Raw genomic sequence first — 18,735 nt, 5'->3', positions numbered from 1 at the left:
CAGCGTCTGGTCAGAAGGATGTACAAACAATTTCCCCTGGAGCCCGGCTGGTAATGCAGTCTTTTCTGAATCTAAAGTATGCCCTTGAGTTTATATTCCTTAGGTGGCATATTCGCATGGATTGGGACGTTGAATACACGGATGAATTCGCAGAATGGTGGGATGAACTGGGCGCAAAGGAGCAAGTCTCCGTGTCCGCCAGCGTAGATCTGCTGGGGCTTTTCGGGCCTGGCCTGGGCTTCCCCCATACCAGTGATATCAAGGGTTCCCGGCATGGCAACCTGCGGGAACTGCGGGTCCGGCACGCCGGCCGGCCCTATCGAGTGCTGTATGCATTTGATCCCCGGCGCTGCGCTGTCCTGCTGATCGGCGGCGATAAAGCCGCACACCCCAGGTGGTACGAGGTGCATGTGCCCTTGGCCGAAAATGTGTACGACATCCATTTGCAAACATTGCGTAAAGAGGCCCGTCACCATGGCTAAAAAATTCGCTGAACTTCAAGCGCGCATGACCCTGCAGTCGCGTGCCGAAGCCGAGCAGCTGTTCCGCCAGCACCTCAAGGAAATGCCCCTGCATGAGCTGCGCAAGGCCCAGCAACTGAGCCAGGAAAGCCTGGCCAAGGCGTTGAATATCAACCAGGCAGCGGTTTCCAAGATGGAGCGGCGTACCGACATGTACATCAGCACGCTGCGTGACTACATCCGGGCAATGGGCGGCGAGTTGGAAATCATCGCGACCTTCCCGGATGGCCAGGTCAAGATCGACAACTTCGCTCACTAAGTCACAGTGGACCACCCCGATGAATCAGCTCCTGGCCATGCGCGCCTTCGTCCGTGTTGTCGATACCGGTTCATTCAGCCGTGCATCCGACCAGTTGGCGCTGCCACGCTCTACCGTCAGCAAACTCATCACTGACCTGGAAAGACACCTGGGCACCCAGCTGATGCACCGAACCACCCGCGCCCTGGCGCCCACGCTTGAAGGGCTGGAGTATTACCGCCATGCGCGACGGCTGGTGGCTGAGCTGGATGAAGTGGACAGCGCCGCACGCGGGCAGATCCTCAAGCCCGGCGGGCACCTGCGCGTGGATGCACCGGCCTCGCTTGCCAATTGCCTGTTGATTCCGGCGTTGGTGGACTTTCATCGTGAGTACCCCGATATCACCATCGCCTTGGGCATCAGCGACCGTGCGGTGAATATTGTCGGGGAGGGCGCCGATTGCGTGATCCGTGCTGGCAAGCTGGAAGACATGGCGATGATCGGGCGCAAGGTGGCGGACCTTGAATACCTGACCTGTGCGGCACCCAGTTACGTGGCGCGCCGGGGTTTGCCGGTTTCGCCCGAAGACCTTGTAAACAACCACCTCAGGGCCGGGTATTTTTTTGCTGGGTCGGGCAAGCCGGAGCCGCTGATTTTTGAGCAGGGCCAGCAACGTATCGAGGTCAACGACTGCGCTTTTTCGACTAACGAAGGCAACGGCCTCAAGGAAATGCTGCTCGCGGGCCTTGGTGTGGGGCAGCACTTCAAGTCGATCGTGCAGCACTACCTCGATACCGGCCAGTTGGTTGAGGTGCTGCCGGGTTGGTCGCGCCCGGCCACGCCATTGCATATCCTCTACCCACCTAACCGTCATCAGAGTGCGCGGCTCAAGGTCTTTACCGAGTGGGTGATCCGCACGTTTGGGGTCAGGGAATAATCGCGGTTACGCGTATCTCCACGCGCATGGTTGGCAGTCCCAGGGCCTCGACGCCGACTTGCGTCCAGATCGGCGCATGGTGGGGCATGTAGCGCCGGTATTGCTGGACCATCGCTTCGTTGACCTCAGGTGCAAACCCACCGACGTGGTAGGAGTTTATGTGAATCACATGCTCCCAACCCGCGCCGGCGGTGGCCAGGGTTCGGTCCAGGTTGTGAAACGCCTGGGCGATTTCTTCACTGAGGTCGGCGGGGATCTGGAACTCATCGTCCCAGCCGCCCTGGCCTGACGTTTCCACGCGGTTACCGATTTTCACTGCTTGGGAATAGTGCAGGTGTTCGCGCATGGTATCGCCGTAGCCTGGGGTGACAAAAAATTCGGGCGTGCTCATGGTATTTCCTCGGTTGAGTACAAGACCCGATGGATGCTAATAGAGCGAATACTCGAACAAAATCCCGAGTTCCTGCCATGACTATCTACCGGTATGCACAATCGGTTTGCGATAAAGCCCGACTGCCAAGCCGCTGATAATCACTGCGATAAAGACCAGATTGGCTGTGGAAACACGCTCGCCCAGTATCAACATCGAACTGGCAATCCCGAACACCGGGATCAATAGCGACAGCGGCGCTACCGTGGACACGGGGTACGCCTTGAGCAACGTGTTCCAGCCCCAGTAAGCAAAGTGCGTGGCCAGGTAAACCTGAAACAGCAGCGACCACACGGCGGTGAGGTCGAGGTTGGCGGGGAGGCTTACGAACGCACCGTCGCCGTGCACCCACCAGGCCATCAGGAACAGCGGGATTGGCGGAAACAGGCTGGCCCAGACCATGAACGAAAAGATTTCTTTAACCCCCGACGTCTTGATGATGACGTTGCCGATGCTCCACGCCAGTGCGCTGAACACGATCATCAGCACGCCGAGCGCAGCGTGTTCGCCTTGCTGGTTGGCGATGATCCCGGTTAATCCGATCAAGGCCAGAAAAGCCCCGGCCCACTGCGCGCCGCGAATTTTCTCCTTGAATAGCACGCAGCCCCAACCCAGGGTGAAAAACACGCTGAGCTGGATGAGCAATGAGGCAATCCCCGGGCTCACCCCAAGCTGGATGCCATAGTTGATCACACCCCACATGCCCAGCCCGAAGATCACGCCATAGGCCGCTACATAACCGAATGGCACGGCGGGGCGCTTGATGACGAACACCAGGGGCAAGGCGGCGAGGGCGAAGCGCAGGCCGGTGAGTAAAAAAGGGTCGATGGCCCGCAGGCCCAGTTTGGTAATGGGAAAATTCAGCCCCCAGGCCAGCGTGACCAACAGGGCAAGTGCCAGGTGTTTCTTGTGCATGGACGTTCCTTCGAACCGGTTGCTTCAAAGGGGTGAAGGTTAGAGCTCGGGCGTATGGCCCGCTTGCTATGCCAGGTCATACTTTGACAAGATCGGGCCATGATTCCGACCTTTGACGACAACGACCCCGAAGCGCTTGTGACCCTGCGTGAATACCCGTGCGGCAGTGTGTTTGCCCGGCATACGCACCCGCGCGGCCAGTTTGCCTATGCTTCCACCGGTGCCTTAAGAATGTTCACCGACCTGGGCAACTGGGTGGTGCCGCCGCAGCGGGCCGTCTGGGTGCCCGGTGGCATTGCCCATGAAATGCACATGCGCGGCGATGTGGTGATGCTCAATACCTACCTCGATGCTCAAGCCGCCGAGCGCGCAGGGCTGCAGGGACACTGCCAGGTTTTCGAGGTGTCGCCACTGCTCAGGCATCTTCTGGAAGCGGCATTGACGTGCGGGGCATCGGCAACGTCCGAGGTGCGGCGGCACTGTGTATTGACGCTGCTGATCGACGAAATCAGTACGCTGTCGGCCTTGCCCCTCAGTGCGCCGCTGCCCTCTGAACCGCGTTTGGCGAGGGCTTGCCAGCGCTTTCTGGACGCGCCTGCGCAAACCGTGTCCCTCGATCAAATGGCGAGTTGGTCGAGCATGAGCCGGCGGACCTTTACTCGTCACTTCCTGGAAAGCACCGGCATGACCTTCGTGGCGTGGCGCCAGCAAGTCTGCCTGCTGGAGGCCACCGCGCAACTCAGCCACGGCGCCTCGATCACCGAGGTCGCATTTGCATTGGGCTTCAGCAGCCCCAGCGCCTTCACCGCGCTGTTCCGCCGTCACCTGGGCGATTCCCCGGCGCGCTACCTGGCCAAGTCCAAGGCCGTGTCGTTGTTCTAAAAAGCTCACACGCTGGTCAGGATTCACCTTGCAGGCGGTCCTGCTTTGTTACTATCGCCGCCCACCGTCATCAGGAGTCACCGGCCCATGCAACACCAGTGGGATGAAATGCACCGCACCCGCAAGCCCACGTTTCTGTTGTGTGGCGAGCCTCAGGGGGATGTGCTCAATCTCTATGTTCACGGTTATTCGGCGTTCTTCAACCGCCAGCAACTGGGCAATTTCACGCAACAACTGGCAAGCATCGAAGGCTCGACCAACCTGATGCTGTTCTGGCCGGCGGGTCACTTTCTGGAAAACCTTTTTGCTCCCTTTAAAGATGTGATTACCGCAATGCTTGGCGGTGGCGGCCTGGGCGCGGCAACCGTGGGTGTGGGCCGTGCGATTGCCTACTTTCTCGACCATTACAAAAGTGTCGAGGCGCGTGTCGATGAAGTGGCCAAGACGCTATTGCCTGAGCTTGCCCATTACCTGCACGGCGAAGCGCTGCCCGTGCGGCGCATCAACCTGATCGGGCATTCCCTGGGCGCGCGTATCCTGGTCAAGAGTCTGCTGGCCAGCCCCGAGGTCGCCCGCCAATTGCCGCTTAACAATGTGTTGCTGATGGGTGGCGCGATCAGTACGTCCAGCCCCTGGGATGAAGTGTCGGCGCCCCTCAAAGGGCGCGTGATCAACTGCTACTCCAGCAAGGACTGGGCGCTTGCCATCAAGCCGGACACCGAGCGCTGCATAGGCCGGTATGCGATCGACGTCACGCCCTCGCTCAAGGCCAAGGTCACCAATGTTCACCTGGCCACCTTCGACCATGCTGCCTACTGGCCGCAGCTGAAAACGGTGGTGCAGTACACCGACCTGCTGCAGGAACGGCGTGGCCTGATCCGCGCTGACCTGCGCAGCAGCGAAGTGCGTTTTGCCGAGGAGGACGTGGAACTGTTCCCCGCGCTGGTGCAGGCGCGGCCGGAGGAGCTTAAGTTTCTGGCTGAGTTAATGGCACAAAAACGCAGTGCCTCGATCGATGCCGATGTACGTGAACCGCTGAAACTGGCCATCGAGCTGCAACGCATGGGCGGTGACAGCTTTATGAACATCGCCCGTGGCCATGGCGTGAGTTATCGCCAGATCGCCGAAGATGTCGCACAGCGGCTGGGCATCAAGTTCGATGGGCCGCTTGAAACCGTGGTGCTGGCAGATATCGAGGCACAGGTCGCGGAAAAGCTCATCGAGCAGTACAAGGACAAACTCAGTCGCGCCGACCGCCAGGCCTTCGACGCCGAGCTTAAGGCGGCCGCGCAAAAAGAGCAGGGCCTGTTCAATCGTATCGATATCGGCCGCTCGGCCACCACCGCCCTGAGCGGCACGGCGTTGGCGGGGCTCACCGGGTTTATCTTGCGGCGCGGCGCGGCCACCGCAATTCCGGTGGTGGGCCAGGCGCTGGCGGCGGCGATGTTGCTGGTAACGGGCGTGCGTGCGTTTTCCGGCCCGGCCTATTCGATCACCACCTTGGCGGTCTTGGTGATTGGCGTGATTCGCCAGCGCATGGAGCGCGAAGCGTTGAACCAGGAGATGGACCTGGTGGTGCAAGTCGTCGAAGCGTTCGACTTGCCCCGGGAGACGGTGATGCGCACGGTCGCGTCGGACTGATAAGCTGCGGCCCTGACTTGTGTGTTTGCCTGGGATACCGCGTGAAATTCAGCCTGCCGAAAATCGCCACTGCCCCGTTCTGCCCGCCGGAAGTGGCCGGCTCCGTTATCGTCGACCCCAAGGCCTCGTTTTTCAAACGGGCGCTGATGTTTGCCGGCCCCGGCCTGCTGATCTCCATCGGCTACATGGACCCCGGCAATTGGGCTACCGCCATCGAAGCCGGTTCTCGTTACGGCTACAGCCTGCTATTCGTGGTGCTGCTGGCCAGCCTGGCCGGGATGGCGGTGCAGTGCCTGTGTTCGCGCCTGGGCATCGCCACCGGCAAAGACCTCGCGCAACTGTGCCGTGAGCGCTACAGCAAACGCTCCGCGCGCACGCAATGGGTGTTGGCGGAAATCTCCATTATCGCTACCGACCTGGCTGAAGTCCTCGGTTGCGCCTTGGCGTTTCACTTGTTGCTCGGCGTATCGCTGACGACCGGTATCGTGATCACCGCGTTCGACACACTATTGATCCTGGCCCTGCAAAATCGCGGTTTCCGCCGCCTGGAAGCGATCATGCTGGCGCTGGTTGCAACCATTGGCGTGTGTTTCTTTATCGAACTGGTGCTGATCAAACCTTACTGGCCGGACGTACTCAGTGGCTTTACCCCGTCACTGGCGGCCATCAGCGATGCAGCGCCGTTGTATTTGGCTATCGGTATCCTTGGCGCCACGGTGATGCCGCATAACCTCTATTTGCACACCTCGATTGTGCAGACCCGCCTGATTGGCAAAGACCTCGCCAGCAAACAGGACGCGGTCAAGCTGGCGCGTATCGACACCATCGGCTCCCTGGCCCTGGCGTTGCTGGTCAACGCCGCGATCCTGGTGTTGGCCGCCGCCGCGTTTTACAAGACCGGCCACACCGAAGTGGTCGAGATCCAGGACGCCTATCACCTGCTTGACCCATTGGTGGGAGGCGCCTTCGCCAGCATCCTGTTCGGCATCGCCTTGTTGGCTTCGGGGCAGAGTTCGACCTTTACCGGCACCATCGCCGGGCAAGTGATCATGGAGGGTTACCTCAACCTGCGCATCCCGTGCTGGCAGCGGCGCCTGATCACGCGCGGGCTGGCGCTGATCCCAGCGTTCCTGGGGGTGTGGCTGATGGGCGACGATGCCATCGGCAAACTGCTGATTCTGAGCCAGGTGGTGCTCAGCCTGCAGCTGCCTTTCGCGTTGTACCCGCTGATCCGCATGACTGACGACAAGCAACTGATGGGGCCCTTCGTTAACCGCTTGCCCACGCGGTTACTGGCGTGGTTTCTGTTTGCGCTGATCAGTGGGGCGAATGCGTGGTTGATTGGGCAGTGGTTGTTTTGACTTAAACGTGTGATCGCTCCAACGCGGTCTACACCAGAATTGCCAAGGATGTGTACTGGGCAACCTGCGGATCGGCCGTCAGCAGTTTCATCGGCTCGCTCATGGCTGCCGCAATGATAAGCCGGTCGAACGGGTCTTTATGGTGGTGCTCAAGATCCTTCACTGCAATCGCGTGTTCTGGGGTGATCGGCAATTCGGTGAAACCGCTCTCCAGGCAGTATTCACGGATTTCATCCAGCTGCACCTCGAGCTTTCCCAAGCCTACCTTGATCGCCATTTCCCAGAAGGTTGCAGCGCTGACGTAAATCTCAGCAGCGTCTTCAATCAATTTTTTGGCTTTATTGGATAGCCTGGGGTCATCACTCAGTGTCCACAGCAGAATATGGGTATCCAATAGCACCCTCATAAAGGGTTGACCTCAAACGCATCCAGCAGGTCATCGGGTAAAGGCGCATCAAAGTCTTCGGGGATAATGAGCTTGCCTTTCATTGCGCCAATCCGGCGGCCTTTGGCCTTTCCTACGGGGACGAGCTGTGCCATCGCACGCCCATGCTTGGCGATGGTGATCACTTTGCCAGCAGCAGCCTCATCGACCAGCTTTGACAGATTATTTTTTGCTTCACCCAGCGGTACGGTAATCATGTGGCGATCTCCATATTTTGGCCAAATATAGCCAAAATCAGCTGAGCTATCAAAGACGGCATGACGACCGGCTTTAGCCGCGCGTTCAGAGCGCGATTGTTTTTGATAAACGAACCCATGGCACCTCTCCAAAAAAAGATTGAGCCAAAGTCTGCCTGCCATATGCCGTGTCTGAAATAGTGGCCCGAAAAATCAGAACGAGCCTACTTTTCCCACGAGGAATTTTTACCTTCCAATGCTTTTCCAGTGAGAGGGAGGAGCCTCACCGATCCCAATACGGCACCGCTCCAAAACACTCCACAAAATAATCAATCACCGTGCGCACCTTCAGCGACAGCCGCCGGCTGCCTGGCCACAACGCCGCAATCTGTTGCGGTTCAAGGGTGGTGGCCACGTCGTACTCCGTGAGTACCGCCTGCAAGGTGCCGGCGCGCAAGCCTTCGCCGATCAGCCAGGACGGAAACACCACCAGCCCAAGGCCTTGCTCCGCCGCGTGGGTGAGGGTGTCGGCGTGGTTGCCGGTGATCGGGCCTTTGACGCTGTAAGGCGTCCAGTCGCCCTGGCCGCGGCGGAAGAACCAGCGCTGCTGGCCGGTGATGCCTTTGTAGGCCAGGCATTGATGGTTGGCCAGTTCTTCGGGGTGGCGCGGCGTGCCATGCCGGGCCAGGTAGGCGGGGCTGGCGGCGAGGCGAAAACGCTGGGGTGCGAAGATGCGCGCCTGCATGCTGGAGTCGTTAAGCACGCCGATGCGAAACAGCAGGTCGGTGCCGTCTTGCAACGGGTCGACGTAGGTGTCGGTTTGCTGGATATCCAACTGTAGCTTGGGGTAGCGACGGCACAACTCGCCCAGCCACGGTGACAGGTGGCGTTGGCCGAATACCATCGGCGCGTTGATGCGCACCAGCCCGCTGGGTTCGCTTTCCTGCTCTTGCAGGGCCTGGCCGGCGGCCTCCAACTGTTCCAGCATCAGGCGCGCATGACGCCCCAGTAGCCGCCCGGCTTCGGTGGGGCTGACCGCACGCGTATGGCGGTAGAGCAATTGCTGGCCGAGCGCCTGTTCCATCAATTGGATTTGCCGTGAGATGGAGGAGGGCGCCAGCCCTTCGCGACGTGCCACTTCGGAAAAGCTGCCGTGATCCAGCACGGCTACAAACAGGCGCAATGCCTTGAAACTCAGTTCATTCAAACCCTGCATCGTGGCTCCGTGCTGTGCGTAATGCGCAAAGGTGTTGTTTGCATGCTCCCATTTATCGCACAAGACGGCCACCGGATAATGCGCGCCATGTTTCGTTTCTTGACGCGCAGGTGATGTATGCAGGCAAGTTCCATCGAAGGCGTGGCGCAGGCCAGGCCGAAAAAAAACCTTTTGCGATTGCTGCTGTTGCCGCTGGTGATTCTGGCGGGCATGGGCCTGTCGGTTGAGGCCGGCTTGCTCGGGCCATTGGGTGTACAGGTCGGGCATTTGTGGGCAACGTTGAGCATCTTTGGCGTCGGTACGGCGATTCTGTTTTTGCTGCTGCTGTTCAGCGGCGCGCAAAAAGGCCCGGCACTCACCGACCTGCCGCGCTGGCAGTTGATCGGCGGCTTTTTGGGGCCGATGTACGTGGTGGTGCTGACTTTGGCCACGCCGCATATCGGCATCGCCATGACCATGGTCGCGATCCTCTCGGGCCAGGTCGGCAAGAGCGTGCTGATCGACCATTTCGGCTGGTTCGGCACCGCGCGTAAACGGGTCAATGGCGAACGCTGGATTGCCCTGGCGTTGATTGTGGCGGCACTTGTTCTGATTGCACGGGGTTAAAGCGATGAATCTGATTCTGTTGTTGGTACTGGTGATTGCCGCCGGTGCGGTGCTGAGTGTGCAAGCCGCGATCAACGGCCGCCTGGGCCAGACGGTCGGCGTGTTGCGCAGCAGTTTATTGACCTTTGCGGTGGGCGCAATCAGCACGGCGTTGTTGATTTTCTTCTTCGAACCCGCACAGGCCGTGAGCTTGCTGGACGTGCCCAAATGGCAGTTGACCGGCGCGTTGTTTGGCGTGGTGTACATGATGGTCATGGTCGGCGCAGTGCCCGTGGTGGGGACGGCAGTGGCCACGGTGGCGGTGATCGTCGGGCAGTTGGGCATGGGCATGCTGATCGATAACTTCGGCTGGCTGGGCAACCCGGCCATCGAGCTGTCGGGCAGCCGTATCGTGGCAATGCTGCTGTTGGCAGTGGCGCTGGTGTTCATGTACCGCAGCAACAGCCGACTGGCCGATTAACGGCGGTGAACCTTGAAACCTTGCCGGTAGTCACTGCTTAAGGTGCAGCGCCCGTTGCACCTGGACGACCATGCAAAAGGAGTCTGAACATGGCTGATAAAACCTGTGCCTGCCCACACTGCAAATGCGTACTGGGCACCAACGCGGTGATGAAAGACGGCAAGGGCTACTGCTGCCAAGGCTGCGCCGAGCACCATGCGCATGGCGAACCGTGTGCCTCGTCGACCGGTTGCGAGTGCGCCAAGTCTGCCCACGGCTAAAAATCCGCTCGGCTTATCGGGTGGCGGTCATTACCATGGCCGCTCACCCTTGATTGATGTGTGCTTCATGGCCCTGGCCGCGCCTCCCGACCTCACTGATCATGCCGTCCCCGTGCAACCACTGGCGCGCACCTACCCCCGTGGGTTGTATGTGGAGCCACACAGCCACGACTGGGGCCAGTTGCTCTACGCCATGAGCGGGGTGATGTGGGTTGAAACACCGCGCGAAGCCCTGGTAGTACCGCCGCAGCGCGCCGTGTGGTTGCCACCGGGTGTGGAGCACGGGATTCGCGTGGTCTCGGACTTGCAGATGCGCAATATCTACCTGCGCCCAGCCTTGGCGGCGACGCTGGACAGCCAGGTGCAGGTGATTGAAGTCGGCGGGCTGCTGCGTGAGCTGATCGTCACGCTGGTTGATCAAGGCGATAACGGTGATACCGCCTATTACGACGCCGTAGTCGGTCTGGCGCTGTTGGAGTTGCAACGCGCGCGCCGCTCCCAGATCCGCATTGCCATGCCACTGGGGGCGGACCGCCGGTTGATCAATGCCTGCCAGGCAGTGATGGCGGCGCCCTCGCTGGAAATCCCCTTTGAGCAACATGCCGAAGCGGCGGGTGCCAGCGTGCGCACCCTGGCGCGGTTGTTCCAGAACAACCTCGGTATGGGCTTTGCCGAATGGCGCCGTCAGGTGCAGCTAGCCACGGCGGTGGCGGAACTGATCCAGGGCCAGTCGGTGAGCGGCATTGCCCGCTCTTTGGGCTATTCGCCGAGCAGCTTCAGCGACATGTTCCGCCGTGAACTGGGTGTGGCACCGTCGCAATACGTCGGTTGAGGCTTTGGCCGAAATCCTGAAGCACTTGGCCGATGCTTCGGGGGGGTGCTCACTACACTGAGCGCATCAACCCACCCGGCGTAAACCCTATGAACTATCCCCTATGAACTATCTCATTTCCCTCGCCATCGGCCTGTTTGTCGGCGTGATCTATGGTGCCCTGGACTTTCGCTCACCCGCGCCGCCTGCCATTGCCCTGGTGGGGCTGATGGGGATGTTGATCGGCGAGAAGCTCTGGCCCATGGGCCGTGAGCTGGTCAGCGGTTGGTTGTCCTGATTTCTTTTTCCACTTCGATGGATATTGGCCATGAAAGCACTGCAATTTTCCGCCACCGGCGACCTCGCCGCCCTCAGTTTCGTTGAAGTCGACAAGCCGCTGCCGGCTGCCGGTGAAGTGTTGGTCCAGGTTAAAGCGGCGGGTTTGAACCCCAGCGACGTTAAAAACGTACTTGGCCGGTTTCCCTACACGACGTTGCCGCGTATTCCCGGCCGGGACTTTGCCGGTGTGGTGGTGGAAGGCCCGCAGCAACTGGTTGGCCAGGCAGTGTGGGGCACCGGCCGTGACCTCGGCTTTTTTGCCGATGGCTCCCACGCGCAGTACCTCACGGTGTCGGCGAAAGGCGTGGCGCATAAACCGACGCATCTAAGCTTTGCCCAGGCTGCCAGCCTCGGTGTGCCGTACACCACCGCCTGGGATGCGCTGGAGCGCAGCGGTGTCGGCAAAGGCACGCGGCTGCTGGTGATTGGCGCCAATGGTGCTGTAGGCAGCGCGGCGTTGGCGCTGGCGAAAATTCGCGGTGCGCAGGTGCTGGCGGCGGTGCGCAAAGCGGATCAGGTCGAGGCGTTGCAGGCGCAGGGCTTCGACGCGATTGCCCTGGGCCAACCGGACGCATTGGGCGGGCAGGTGAATGCGGTGTTCAAGGGCGGCGCCGATGTGATCTTCGACACCACCGGTTTCTGGCTGCCGGCGGCTGTCGCCGGTTTGGCCCCGTTCGGCCGCATCGCGATTATCGCTGCGCCGGTTGATGGGCATGTGCAGCTGCCGGCGCTGGCGTTGTACCGCAAGGGCGGCTCAGTGGTGGGCATCAATTCATTGCTCTACAACTGCGAGCAATGTGCGGTGATGCTGGAGCAGTTTGGGCGGTTTTTTGATGAGGGTTCGCTACCGTTGCCGACAGGGTTGCGTGAGGTAGCGTTGGCAGATGGGGTGCAGTGCTACGAGGAAGTCAACAAAGGCAGCGCGGACAAGGTCATCTTCCTGCCTTAATGCGGTTAAAAAGTGTGGGAGCTGGCTTGCCTGCGATGGCGGTCTGTCAGTCAGAGAGTTATTGACTGATCCACCGCTATCGCAGGCAAGCCAGCTCCCACATTTTGATCTTCACTGGGTTTGAGGACTGTTTTTGATCGGACGTTTCCCACAAAGGTTTCAGGTTGTCGCTCGGAAGCGGGCTGACTAACCTCACTGGCGTCGCTGACAATTCAGCGATCGGATTTGACCGTCCGACTTAACCAGTACGCAAGAGCACCCAAGACCTATATCAGGCGTTTTTTTTACGCTTGATGTATCGTGTCGCGGCAGCTGTGCGCGGGATACCTTCGGGTATGCCGGATCCCTGGTTCCGGTCGGTCAACCCGCGTTCAGCTGCCACCCCACTTTGTTTGACCGCAAGTGATGACAGCTCCACTACCAGGAGTTCCACCATGATCAAAGACAGCCCCAACCCCCCAGTCCATCAAGACTACGACACCAGCACCCTGCACGAAGTCGCCTACCGCGCGATCAACCACTATCTCAACCCCGGTAAACCCATTCCTGAATTCAGCGAAGGCATCTTCACCGTGCGCGCAGACTTGGGCACGGAAACCTTGCTGGTCAATGCTTCCCAGGATCTGGCTTCCATCAGTGATATCGCCAACCACCTGGCGTTTGAAATCGAGGGTTCGCAACGCAATGTCGCGTTGGGTATCTGCCGAATGCTGGAAGGTGTGCAACTGCTAGTCGACAAGGCGCTGAATGTAGCCCACCCCGTAGCTTGAATGGGGGGCTAAGATCGTTCCCACGCTCTGCGTGGGAATGCATCCAGTGACGCTCCGCGTCACCTTGCATCCTCTATGGCGGGACGCGGAGCGTCCGGGGCGGCATTCCCACGCGGAGCGTGGGAACGATCTCAACACAAGGTCGCGCTGGGTATCTGCCGAATGCTGGAAGGTGTGCAACTGCTGGTCGACAAGGCGCTGAATGTAGCCCACCCCGTGACTTAAAAGTGTGGGAGCTGGCTTGCCTGCGATGGCGGTCTGTCAGTCAGAGAATGATTGACTGATCCACTGCTATCGCAGGCAAGCCAGCTCCCACATTTTGATTTTTACTAGGCTTCAGGGACGCCTTTTTCCCAGGCCGACCAGTTCTTCAGGATCGCCTGTACCAGCGGATTGCCCGTGCGGTACAGGTTCTCCAACGCCGGTACAAACCCACCCTGGTCCGCATACTTCAGCAAGTTGTCCACCTCGCTGTAGCCCGGATACGGCCGGTCGAAATCGGAACCGGCGCGTACCACGGCCAAGCGCTGAATATCCACCAACCCTTCACGGCTGGCGCGCAGCAAGGCTTCATAGGTGGAGTTGTCTTCCTGCTGGGTGGTGCAGTACTCGCCTTTGTTGTCGGTGAGCAACTTGGTCCAGACCTCGGCGCGTTCGCTCAGGCGTGTGCCGGAGAACCAGGTGTTGCCCGCCAAAGTGTCGCAGCGTGTGACTTGCGGCGGCTGGTTGGCCGGCGCGGCCGGGTAGTGTTTACGCCAGGCGCTGGATTCCTTGCTTTCGCTCAGCTCTACCTTTTGCGACAAGGCAAACGCCTTGGCCTGCAACTTCGGGTTCAGCTCGAATACTTCGGTCTTGTAGTCCAACGGTGGTTTTTCGTTGGGGTCTTTGGTGTTGATGCCGATGTAACCGGTTGGCCAGTCTTTAGGCGCATCGCGCGAATCCAGCTCCCATTGGGTGCCGAACTCCACCAGGTAATGCGCCCAGGCGGCGGTGCCGATGGTTCCGTGTTTAGGGCTGATGCCGGCGATCCCGGCAATCAGGAAGTAGCTCTGGCGCAGGTCGAACTTGGGCGACAACGCCAGGGCCAGTGTGGACGCGGCGGCGTTGGTTTGGCCCATGCCGGTCACCAGCAGGCACACGTCCAGGGTGTTGCAGCGGATCACCGGGTATTCGGCCGACAGGCCTGGCACACGGACTTCCTGCTTGAGTTCCAGGCGGTCGATCCAGGTTTGCGCCTCGGGGGCGAACATGGTGATCAGCATCACTTTGGGTTTGATCGGCGCCGCAGCATCGGCCAGCACCACGTGGGGCAAAAAGGCCAGGCCGATGGCCATCGAGAGACGGGTAAGCATGTTCATCTATAGCTCCTTGATCAGAATTGGTAACCGACACCGGCGTAGTAGCCCCAGCCATCCGAGCGGGCGCGGAAGTTGCCTTCGCCAAAATTCAGCTCGCTGCCATCCTCCCAGTTGCCGCCGTTGTGGAAGTAACGACCGACCAGGGTGAAGCGCAGGTGGGTGAACGAATACAACAGCACGTTGGTGGCCACCAATGAATTGGCGGTGCGCGCCGGGTTGTCCTTGTGCAAGTCCGAGCCGAAATCGTAGTTGGTAAAGCCGATGTAGGTCAGCGAGGCACCGTTATCGAAGCTGCTGATGGGCACGATGTATTTCATTTGCGCACGATAGCCGTCCCACGAGTATTCGTTGCTCGCGCCGTAGTTTTCCCATTGGTAACGCCCATAGAAGTTGGCCGACAGGTTGACCCGCGAATGAGTGTCGATGTCGGTGCCCAGGCCGCTGTACAAGGTGTTGGCGCGGTTGGACTTGTTACTGCCGTGGTCGTAGATCCAGTCAAAGGCTACATACCATTCCTTGAACGGACCGATGGCCAAACTGCGGCCGGCCAGGTAGTCGATGGAGATACGCGGCTCATGCTCCATAAATACCGGCGAACCATGGTCCCACGCGCCTTTGTCATTACTGTTACCGATGCCGAGGATTTTCGGCACGTCGATATAGCCATACAGCTCGAACGGGCCTTTGCGGCCGAAATACTCGTATTCCAGGTACACATCATCCTGCGGCTTGGGGCCGAAGCTGATGTCTTTGCTGCCGATCAGGGTCAGGTCCTGGTTGAACCAGTCCGACATGTACACGCCTTTTTTTACCGGGCTGGCTTCCGGGTTTTTGGTTTCAGGACTGAGGGTTTCGCCCTGTGCTGAGTCATCGGTGGGTTTTTGCTGCGCCAAAATGGGTGCGCTGAGTACTCCCGTAACGGCGGCCAGTAGCAAGGAAACACCAAAACAAGCGGGACGCCTTGAGGTGAGGTGCATTGAAAATCCCTATTCTTACGCGGTTGGAACCCGTTTCTGCGGGTAGTGGTGAACTTGGCGGCCAAGTTCGTTCCGCAAACGTTTGCACGTGGCGTACCAACTTTGCTCAAAGGGTTGAGCAGTATGGAGAAAACAGGGATTAGTCGACCTTTTGGTCAAAATTGGCTGGGTGTCAATTTCTCGATGCGGTTGAATAAATGCATCGCGGTTTCGCGTCGATACTCGCTCGGCGTCTGGTGCATCTCGATGCGAAAGTGCCGGTTGAAGTTGGACAGGTTGGCGTAGCCCACTTCAAAGCAGATGTCCGCCACTGACATGTCGCTTTGCAGCAACAGGCGGCAGGCGCGTTGCACGCGGAACTTGCGCATCAGGTCTATAAACCCGTGACCGGTGTTGCGTTTGAAGAAGCGTGAGAAGCCGGGTTCGCTCATCTGCAGTTGCTGGGCGATGACCGAGAGGCGCAAGTCGCCGGTCAGCTCGCGCATCAGGTAATCGAAGGCTTTGTTGATGCGTTCGGCGCTGCGCGCATCCAGGGTTGGCGCGTAGCAGGGGCTGGCCAGCGCCTTTACCTGCGGCTGGGGTGCATTTTTTAGCGTGTCGAGCAGTTGCAGGAACAGGATCAACCGTTGCAGGCCTTGGGCGTTGCCGATGGCTTCCATCAACCCGGCTGCCTGCACGGCGGTCTCACCCGTGAATTCCAGGCCGCGTCGGGCCTGTTCGAACAGCGGCTGCAAGTCGCCGAGTTCCGGCAGGGTTTTGCGCAGCGCGAGCAGGGCGGCGCCGTCGAATTGCAGCACCACGTCGCGGCCAGTCAGGTATTCGCCAGGGGCCAGGTCGCCGATCCAGTCGTGGGGCAGGTCGGGGCCGATCAGCGCCACATGCCCGGCGCTGAACGCACCGATATAGTCGCCCGCTACCAACTTGCCACTGCCTTGGCGGATCAGGTGGATCTCAAACTCGGGGTGGTGGTTCCAGCGCGCCAGGTCATACGGGTAGTCATGTTCGAACCAGCGAAAACAGTGGTCCGGCTCGGGCAGGATCACTTCGAGTTCGGCGGGGCGATGTTCGAATAGTTTGTCGCGGCTGACGGGCACGGTGATGCCTCTTATACATTGGATAACGCCAAAATACGCGTAGCGGCAATCAGTGCGCTACCCCCGGTTTTGCCCGGCACTGATACTTTTTTGACTTTCAAGTACGGGTTAAAAAAGTATCAGCAGCGCATTCGCCATTCGTTTGTGAGGCCTTGACCAAGCTGCTGTAATCGCAACTCAACAACAAAAACAACAGGTGGATACCGCCATGCTCAAGCTCCCACACGCGCTGTTCCTGCTGACTGGCCTGGCGCTGGCCATGCCCAGCTACGCCGCCGACACCGTGACCATCGCCACAGTCAACAACAGTGACATGATCCGCATGCAGCGCCTGTCCAAGGTGTTCGAGCAGCAGCACCCGGACATCAAGCTCAATTGGGTGGTGCTCGAAGAAAACGTGCTGCGCCAACGCCTCACCACCGATATCGCCACCCAGGGCGGGCAATTCGATGTGCTGACCATCGGCACCTACGAGACGCCATTGTGGGGCGCCAAACACTGGCTGGAACCGCTGACCGAACTGCCTGCCAACTATGACGCCGAGGATATTTTCCCTTCGGTGCGCCAAGGCTTGTCGGTCAACAACACCCTGTACGCGTTGCCGTTTTATGGTGAAAGCACGGTCACCTACTACCGCACAGACTTGTTCAAGCAAGCGGGGCTGAGCATGCCTGCGCACCCGACCTGGACTCAGCTCGGTGAGTTTGCCGCCAAACTCACGGTAAAAGATAAAGACCAATACGGCATGTGCCTGCGTGGCAAAGCGGGTTGGGGCGAGAACATCGCCTTGTTGAGCACCATGGCCAACGCTTTTGGCGCACGCTGGTTCGACGAACAGTGGAAGCCGCAGCTGACCAGCCCTGAATGGACGGCCGCCGCCAACTATTACGTCAACACCCTGAAAAACTACGGCCCGCCAGGCGTCTCCAGCAACGGCTTCAACGAAACCCTGGCGCTGTTCAACAGCGGCAAGTGCGCGATCTGGGTGGATGCCAGCGTCGCTGGCTCGTTCACCACCGACAAAACCCAGAGCAAAGTGGCCAACAGTGTAGGGTTTGCCGCCGCGCCGACCGAAGTCACCGACAAAGGCTCTTCCTGGCTCTATGCCTGGTCCCTGGCCATCCCGGCCACGTCCAAACACAAGGACGCCGCCAAGGCCTTTATTGCCTGGGCCACCTCCAAGGACTACATCCAACTGGTCGCCGACAAAGAAGGCATCACCAACGTACCACCGGGCACTCGCCAGTCCACCTACAGCGAGGCTTACCTGAAGGCCGCGCCGTTTGCCCAGGTGACGCTGGAAATGATGAAACACGCCGACCCTGCGCACCCGTCGGCCCAGCCGGTGCCGTATGTGGGCGTTCAGTACGTGACCATCCCGGAGTTCCAGGCCATCGGCACCTCGGTGGGCAAGCTGTTCTCGGCGGCGCTTACCGGCGGCATGACGGTTGACCAGGCGCTGCTTGAGGCTCAGTCCACCACCGAACGCGAAATGAAACGCGCCGGTTATCCTAAGTAAACAGGACTTCCTTATGAAACGACTCGAAGGTAAAAGCGCGCTGATCACCGGATCGGCGCGCGGTATTGGCCGCGTCTTTGCCCAGGCTTATATCGCTGAAGGCGCAACGGTTGCCATTGCCGATATCAACCTGCAACGCGCGCAGGCCACAGCCGCCGAACTGGGGCCACTGGCTTACGCGGTCGCGATGGACGTCACGGATCAAGCCTCCATCGACGGCGCGATTGCCACCGTGGTGGCCCATGCCGGCAAACTCGATATCCTCATCAACAACGCCGCACTGTTCGACTTGGCGCCCATCGTCGATATCACTCGCGACAGCTTTGACCGGCTGTTTTCGATCAACGTCGGCGGCACGTTGTTCACCTTGCAGGCCGCGGCCCGCCAGATGATCCGCCAGGGCCACGGCGGCAAGATCATCAACATGGCCAGCCAGGCGGGGCGGCGCGGCGAGGCATTGGTGGCGGTGTATTGTGCGACCAAGGCGGCGGTGATCAGCCTCACGCAGTCAGCGGGCTTGAACCTGATCAAGCAGGGTATCAACGTCAATGCCATCGCGCCGGGCGTGGTTGATGGCGAGCACTGGGATGGCGTGGATGCGCTGTTTGCCAGGCATGAAGGGCTGGCGCCTGGCGAGAAGAAACAACGGGTTGGGGCCGAAGTGCCGTTCGGGCGCATGGGCACGGCTGAGGATTTGACCGGCATGGCGATCTTCCTGGCCTCTAAAGACGCCGATTACATCGTGGCCCAGACCTACAATGTCGACGGCGGCAACTGGATGAACTAGGTCAAGTGTGGGAGCTGGCTTGCCTGCGAAAGCGGTTTATCAG

General features: G+C 59.8%; 24 protein-coding genes. 16 read left to right on the top strand and 8 right to left on the bottom strand.

Going from position 1 to position 18,735, the window contains the following annotated elements; all coding sequences use genetic code 11:
* The first annotated feature begins 116 nt into the window (after positions 1-116).
* Genes GIW48_RS05810 through GIW48_RS05800 form a run of 3 tightly spaced genes read left to right on the top strand, consistent with a single transcriptional unit; the run spans position 117 to position 1,696 of the window.
* Positions 117-482 carry a type II toxin-antitoxin system RelE/ParE family toxin gene (locus GIW48_RS05810; RefSeq protein WP_080593813.1) on the top strand — a complete coding sequence of 122 codons (366 nt, stop codon included), beginning with the start codon at positions 117-119 and terminating at the stop codon, positions 480-482.
* Positions 475-780 (top strand): XRE family transcriptional regulator, encoded by a 306-nt coding sequence (locus tag GIW48_RS05805; protein ID WP_236462380.1) that lies wholly within the window; start codon positions 475-477, stop codon positions 778-780. Before GIW48_RS05810 ends, GIW48_RS05805 begins: the two co-directional genes overlap by 8 nt.
* 19 nt (positions 781-799) lie before the next feature.
* Positions 800-1,696, top strand: coding sequence for a LysR family transcriptional regulator (locus tag GIW48_RS05800; RefSeq protein WP_236462377.1), 897 nt, complete (start codon positions 800-802; stop codon positions 1,694-1,696).
* Here the strand turns inward: GIW48_RS05800 and GIW48_RS05795 are convergent.
* Together GIW48_RS05795 and GIW48_RS05790 are read right to left on the bottom strand one after the other, a co-directional pair.
* Positions 1,686-2,087, bottom strand: a complete 402-nt coding sequence (locus GIW48_RS05795) for a RidA family protein (protein WP_170039707.1) — start codon at positions 2,085-2,087, stop codon at positions 1,686-1,688. The genes GIW48_RS05800 and GIW48_RS05795 overlap by 11 nt on opposite strands.
* Positions 2,088-2,168: 81 nt before the next feature.
* A complete protein-coding gene (locus GIW48_RS05790; protein WP_017139627.1) occupies positions 2,169-3,041 on the bottom strand; it encodes an amino acid metabolite efflux pump in 873 nt (290 codons plus the stop codon).
* 99 nt (positions 3,042-3,140) lie between these two features.
* Between GIW48_RS05790 and GIW48_RS05785 the strand changes: the two genes are divergently transcribed.
* From GIW48_RS05785 to GIW48_RS05775, 3 genes are all read left to right on the top strand, one after another.
* A complete protein-coding gene (locus tag GIW48_RS05785; RefSeq protein ID WP_169986385.1) occupies positions 3,141-3,923 on the top strand; it encodes an AraC family transcriptional regulator in 783 nt (260 codons plus the stop codon).
* A gap of 87 nt (positions 3,924-4,010) precedes the next feature.
* Entirely contained in the window at positions 4,011-5,564 is a 1,554-nt protein-coding gene (locus tag GIW48_RS05780) for a DUF726 domain-containing protein (protein WP_017139625.1), read from the top strand.
* 41 nt (positions 5,565-5,605) lie between these two features.
* Positions 5,606-6,925, top strand: coding sequence for an Nramp family divalent metal transporter (locus GIW48_RS05775; RefSeq protein ID WP_017139624.1), 1,320 nt, complete (start codon positions 5,606-5,608; stop codon positions 6,923-6,925).
* A gap of 28 nt (positions 6,926-6,953) precedes the next feature.
* On the opposite strand, the gene GIW48_RS05770 is transcribed toward GIW48_RS05775, so the two are convergent.
* From GIW48_RS05770 to GIW48_RS05760, 3 genes are all read right to left on the bottom strand, one after another.
* The gene (locus GIW48_RS05770) at positions 6,954-7,331 is read right to left on the bottom strand and encodes a type II toxin-antitoxin system VapC family toxin (protein WP_099549266.1); all 378 of its coding nucleotides are present in this window, start codon (positions 7,329-7,331) and stop codon (positions 6,954-6,956) included.
* Positions 7,328-7,729 carry a type II toxin-antitoxin system Phd/YefM family antitoxin gene (locus tag GIW48_RS05765; protein WP_236462374.1) on the bottom strand — a complete coding sequence of 134 codons (402 nt, stop codon included), beginning with the start codon at positions 7,727-7,729 and terminating at the stop codon, positions 7,328-7,330. The genes GIW48_RS05770 and GIW48_RS05765 overlap by 4 nt, the downstream gene beginning before the upstream one ends.
* Before the next feature lie 100 nt (positions 7,730-7,829).
* Positions 7,830-8,762, bottom strand: coding sequence for a LysR family transcriptional regulator (locus GIW48_RS05760; RefSeq protein ID WP_017139621.1), 933 nt, complete (start codon positions 8,760-8,762; stop codon positions 7,830-7,832).
* Positions 8,763-8,879: 117 nt separating this feature from the next.
* Here GIW48_RS05760 and GIW48_RS05755 point away from each other — a divergent pair, with 117 nt between their 5' ends.
* From GIW48_RS05755 to GIW48_RS29840, 8 genes are all read left to right on the top strand, one after another.
* Positions 8,880-9,368, top strand: a complete 489-nt coding sequence (locus GIW48_RS05755) for a DMT family transporter (protein ID WP_017139620.1) — start codon at positions 8,880-8,882, stop codon at positions 9,366-9,368.
* Between the two features lie 4 nt (positions 9,369-9,372).
* Entirely contained in the window at positions 9,373-9,828 is a 456-nt protein-coding gene (locus GIW48_RS05750; protein ID WP_017139619.1) for a DMT family transporter, read from the top strand.
* An 89-nt stretch (positions 9,829-9,917) separates the two neighbouring features.
* Positions 9,918-10,088 (top strand): metallothionein, encoded by a 171-nt coding sequence (locus tag GIW48_RS05745; RefSeq protein ID WP_017139618.1) that lies wholly within the window; start codon positions 9,918-9,920, stop codon positions 10,086-10,088.
* Between the two features lie 67 nt (positions 10,089-10,155).
* A complete protein-coding gene (locus GIW48_RS05740; RefSeq protein ID WP_170039749.1) occupies positions 10,156-10,920 on the top strand; it encodes an AraC family transcriptional regulator in 765 nt (254 codons plus the stop codon).
* A 103-nt stretch (positions 10,921-11,023) separates the two neighbouring features.
* Positions 11,024-11,197, top strand: a complete 174-nt coding sequence (locus GIW48_RS05735; protein WP_017139616.1) for a DUF1427 family protein — start codon at positions 11,024-11,026, stop codon at positions 11,195-11,197.
* 30 nt (positions 11,198-11,227) lie between these two features.
* Entirely contained in the window at positions 11,228-12,187 is a 960-nt protein-coding gene (locus GIW48_RS05730) for a quinone oxidoreductase family protein (protein ID WP_099549270.1), read from the top strand.
* A 434-nt stretch (positions 12,188-12,621) separates the two neighbouring features.
* On the top strand, positions 12,622-12,957 hold the full coding sequence (locus GIW48_RS05725) for a DUF6124 family protein (protein ID WP_236461482.1): 336 nt from the start codon (positions 12,622-12,624) through the stop codon (positions 12,955-12,957).
* Between the two features lie 27 nt (positions 12,958-12,984).
* A complete protein-coding gene (locus GIW48_RS29840) occupies positions 12,985-13,182 on the top strand; it encodes a DUF6124 family protein (protein ID WP_419789509.1) in 198 nt (65 codons plus the stop codon).
* A gap of 104 nt (positions 13,183-13,286) precedes the next feature.
* Here the strand turns inward: GIW48_RS29840 and GIW48_RS05720 are convergent, their stop codons facing one another.
* The 3 genes from GIW48_RS05720 to GIW48_RS05710 form a co-directional block, all read right to left on the bottom strand.
* Positions 13,287-14,315, bottom strand: a complete 1,029-nt coding sequence (locus GIW48_RS05720; RefSeq protein WP_236461479.1) for a purine-nucleoside phosphorylase — start codon at positions 14,313-14,315, stop codon at positions 13,287-13,289.
* 14 nt (positions 14,316-14,329) lie between these two features.
* On the bottom strand, positions 14,330-15,292 hold the full coding sequence (locus GIW48_RS05715) for a nucleoside-specific channel-forming protein Tsx (RefSeq protein ID WP_170039704.1): 963 nt from the start codon (positions 15,290-15,292) through the stop codon (positions 14,330-14,332).
* A gap of 155 nt (positions 15,293-15,447) precedes the next feature.
* A complete protein-coding gene (locus tag GIW48_RS05710) occupies positions 15,448-16,386 on the bottom strand; it encodes an AraC family transcriptional regulator (RefSeq protein ID WP_017139611.1) in 939 nt (312 codons plus the stop codon).
* A 208-nt stretch (positions 16,387-16,594) separates the two neighbouring features.
* Here GIW48_RS05710 and GIW48_RS05705 point away from each other — a divergent pair, with 208 nt between their 5' ends.
* Positions 16,595-17,905 (top strand): ABC transporter substrate-binding protein, encoded by a 1,311-nt coding sequence (locus tag GIW48_RS05705; RefSeq protein WP_236461476.1) that lies wholly within the window; start codon positions 16,595-16,597, stop codon positions 17,903-17,905.
* Positions 17,906-17,918: 13 nt separating this feature from the next.
* On the top strand, positions 17,919-18,692 hold the full coding sequence (locus GIW48_RS05700) for an L-iditol 2-dehydrogenase (RefSeq protein WP_017139609.1): 774 nt from the start codon (positions 17,919-17,921) through the stop codon (positions 18,690-18,692).
* The last annotated feature ends 43 nt before the right edge of the window (positions 18,693-18,735 follow it).

The sequence above is a fragment of the Pseudomonas sp. PA-6-3C genome (genome assembly GCF_021605825.1).
Classification (GTDB): domain Bacteria; phylum Pseudomonadota; class Gammaproteobacteria; order Pseudomonadales; family Pseudomonadaceae; genus Aquipseudomonas; species Aquipseudomonas edaphica.
This window is presented reverse-complemented; position numbering and strand designations above follow the sequence as displayed.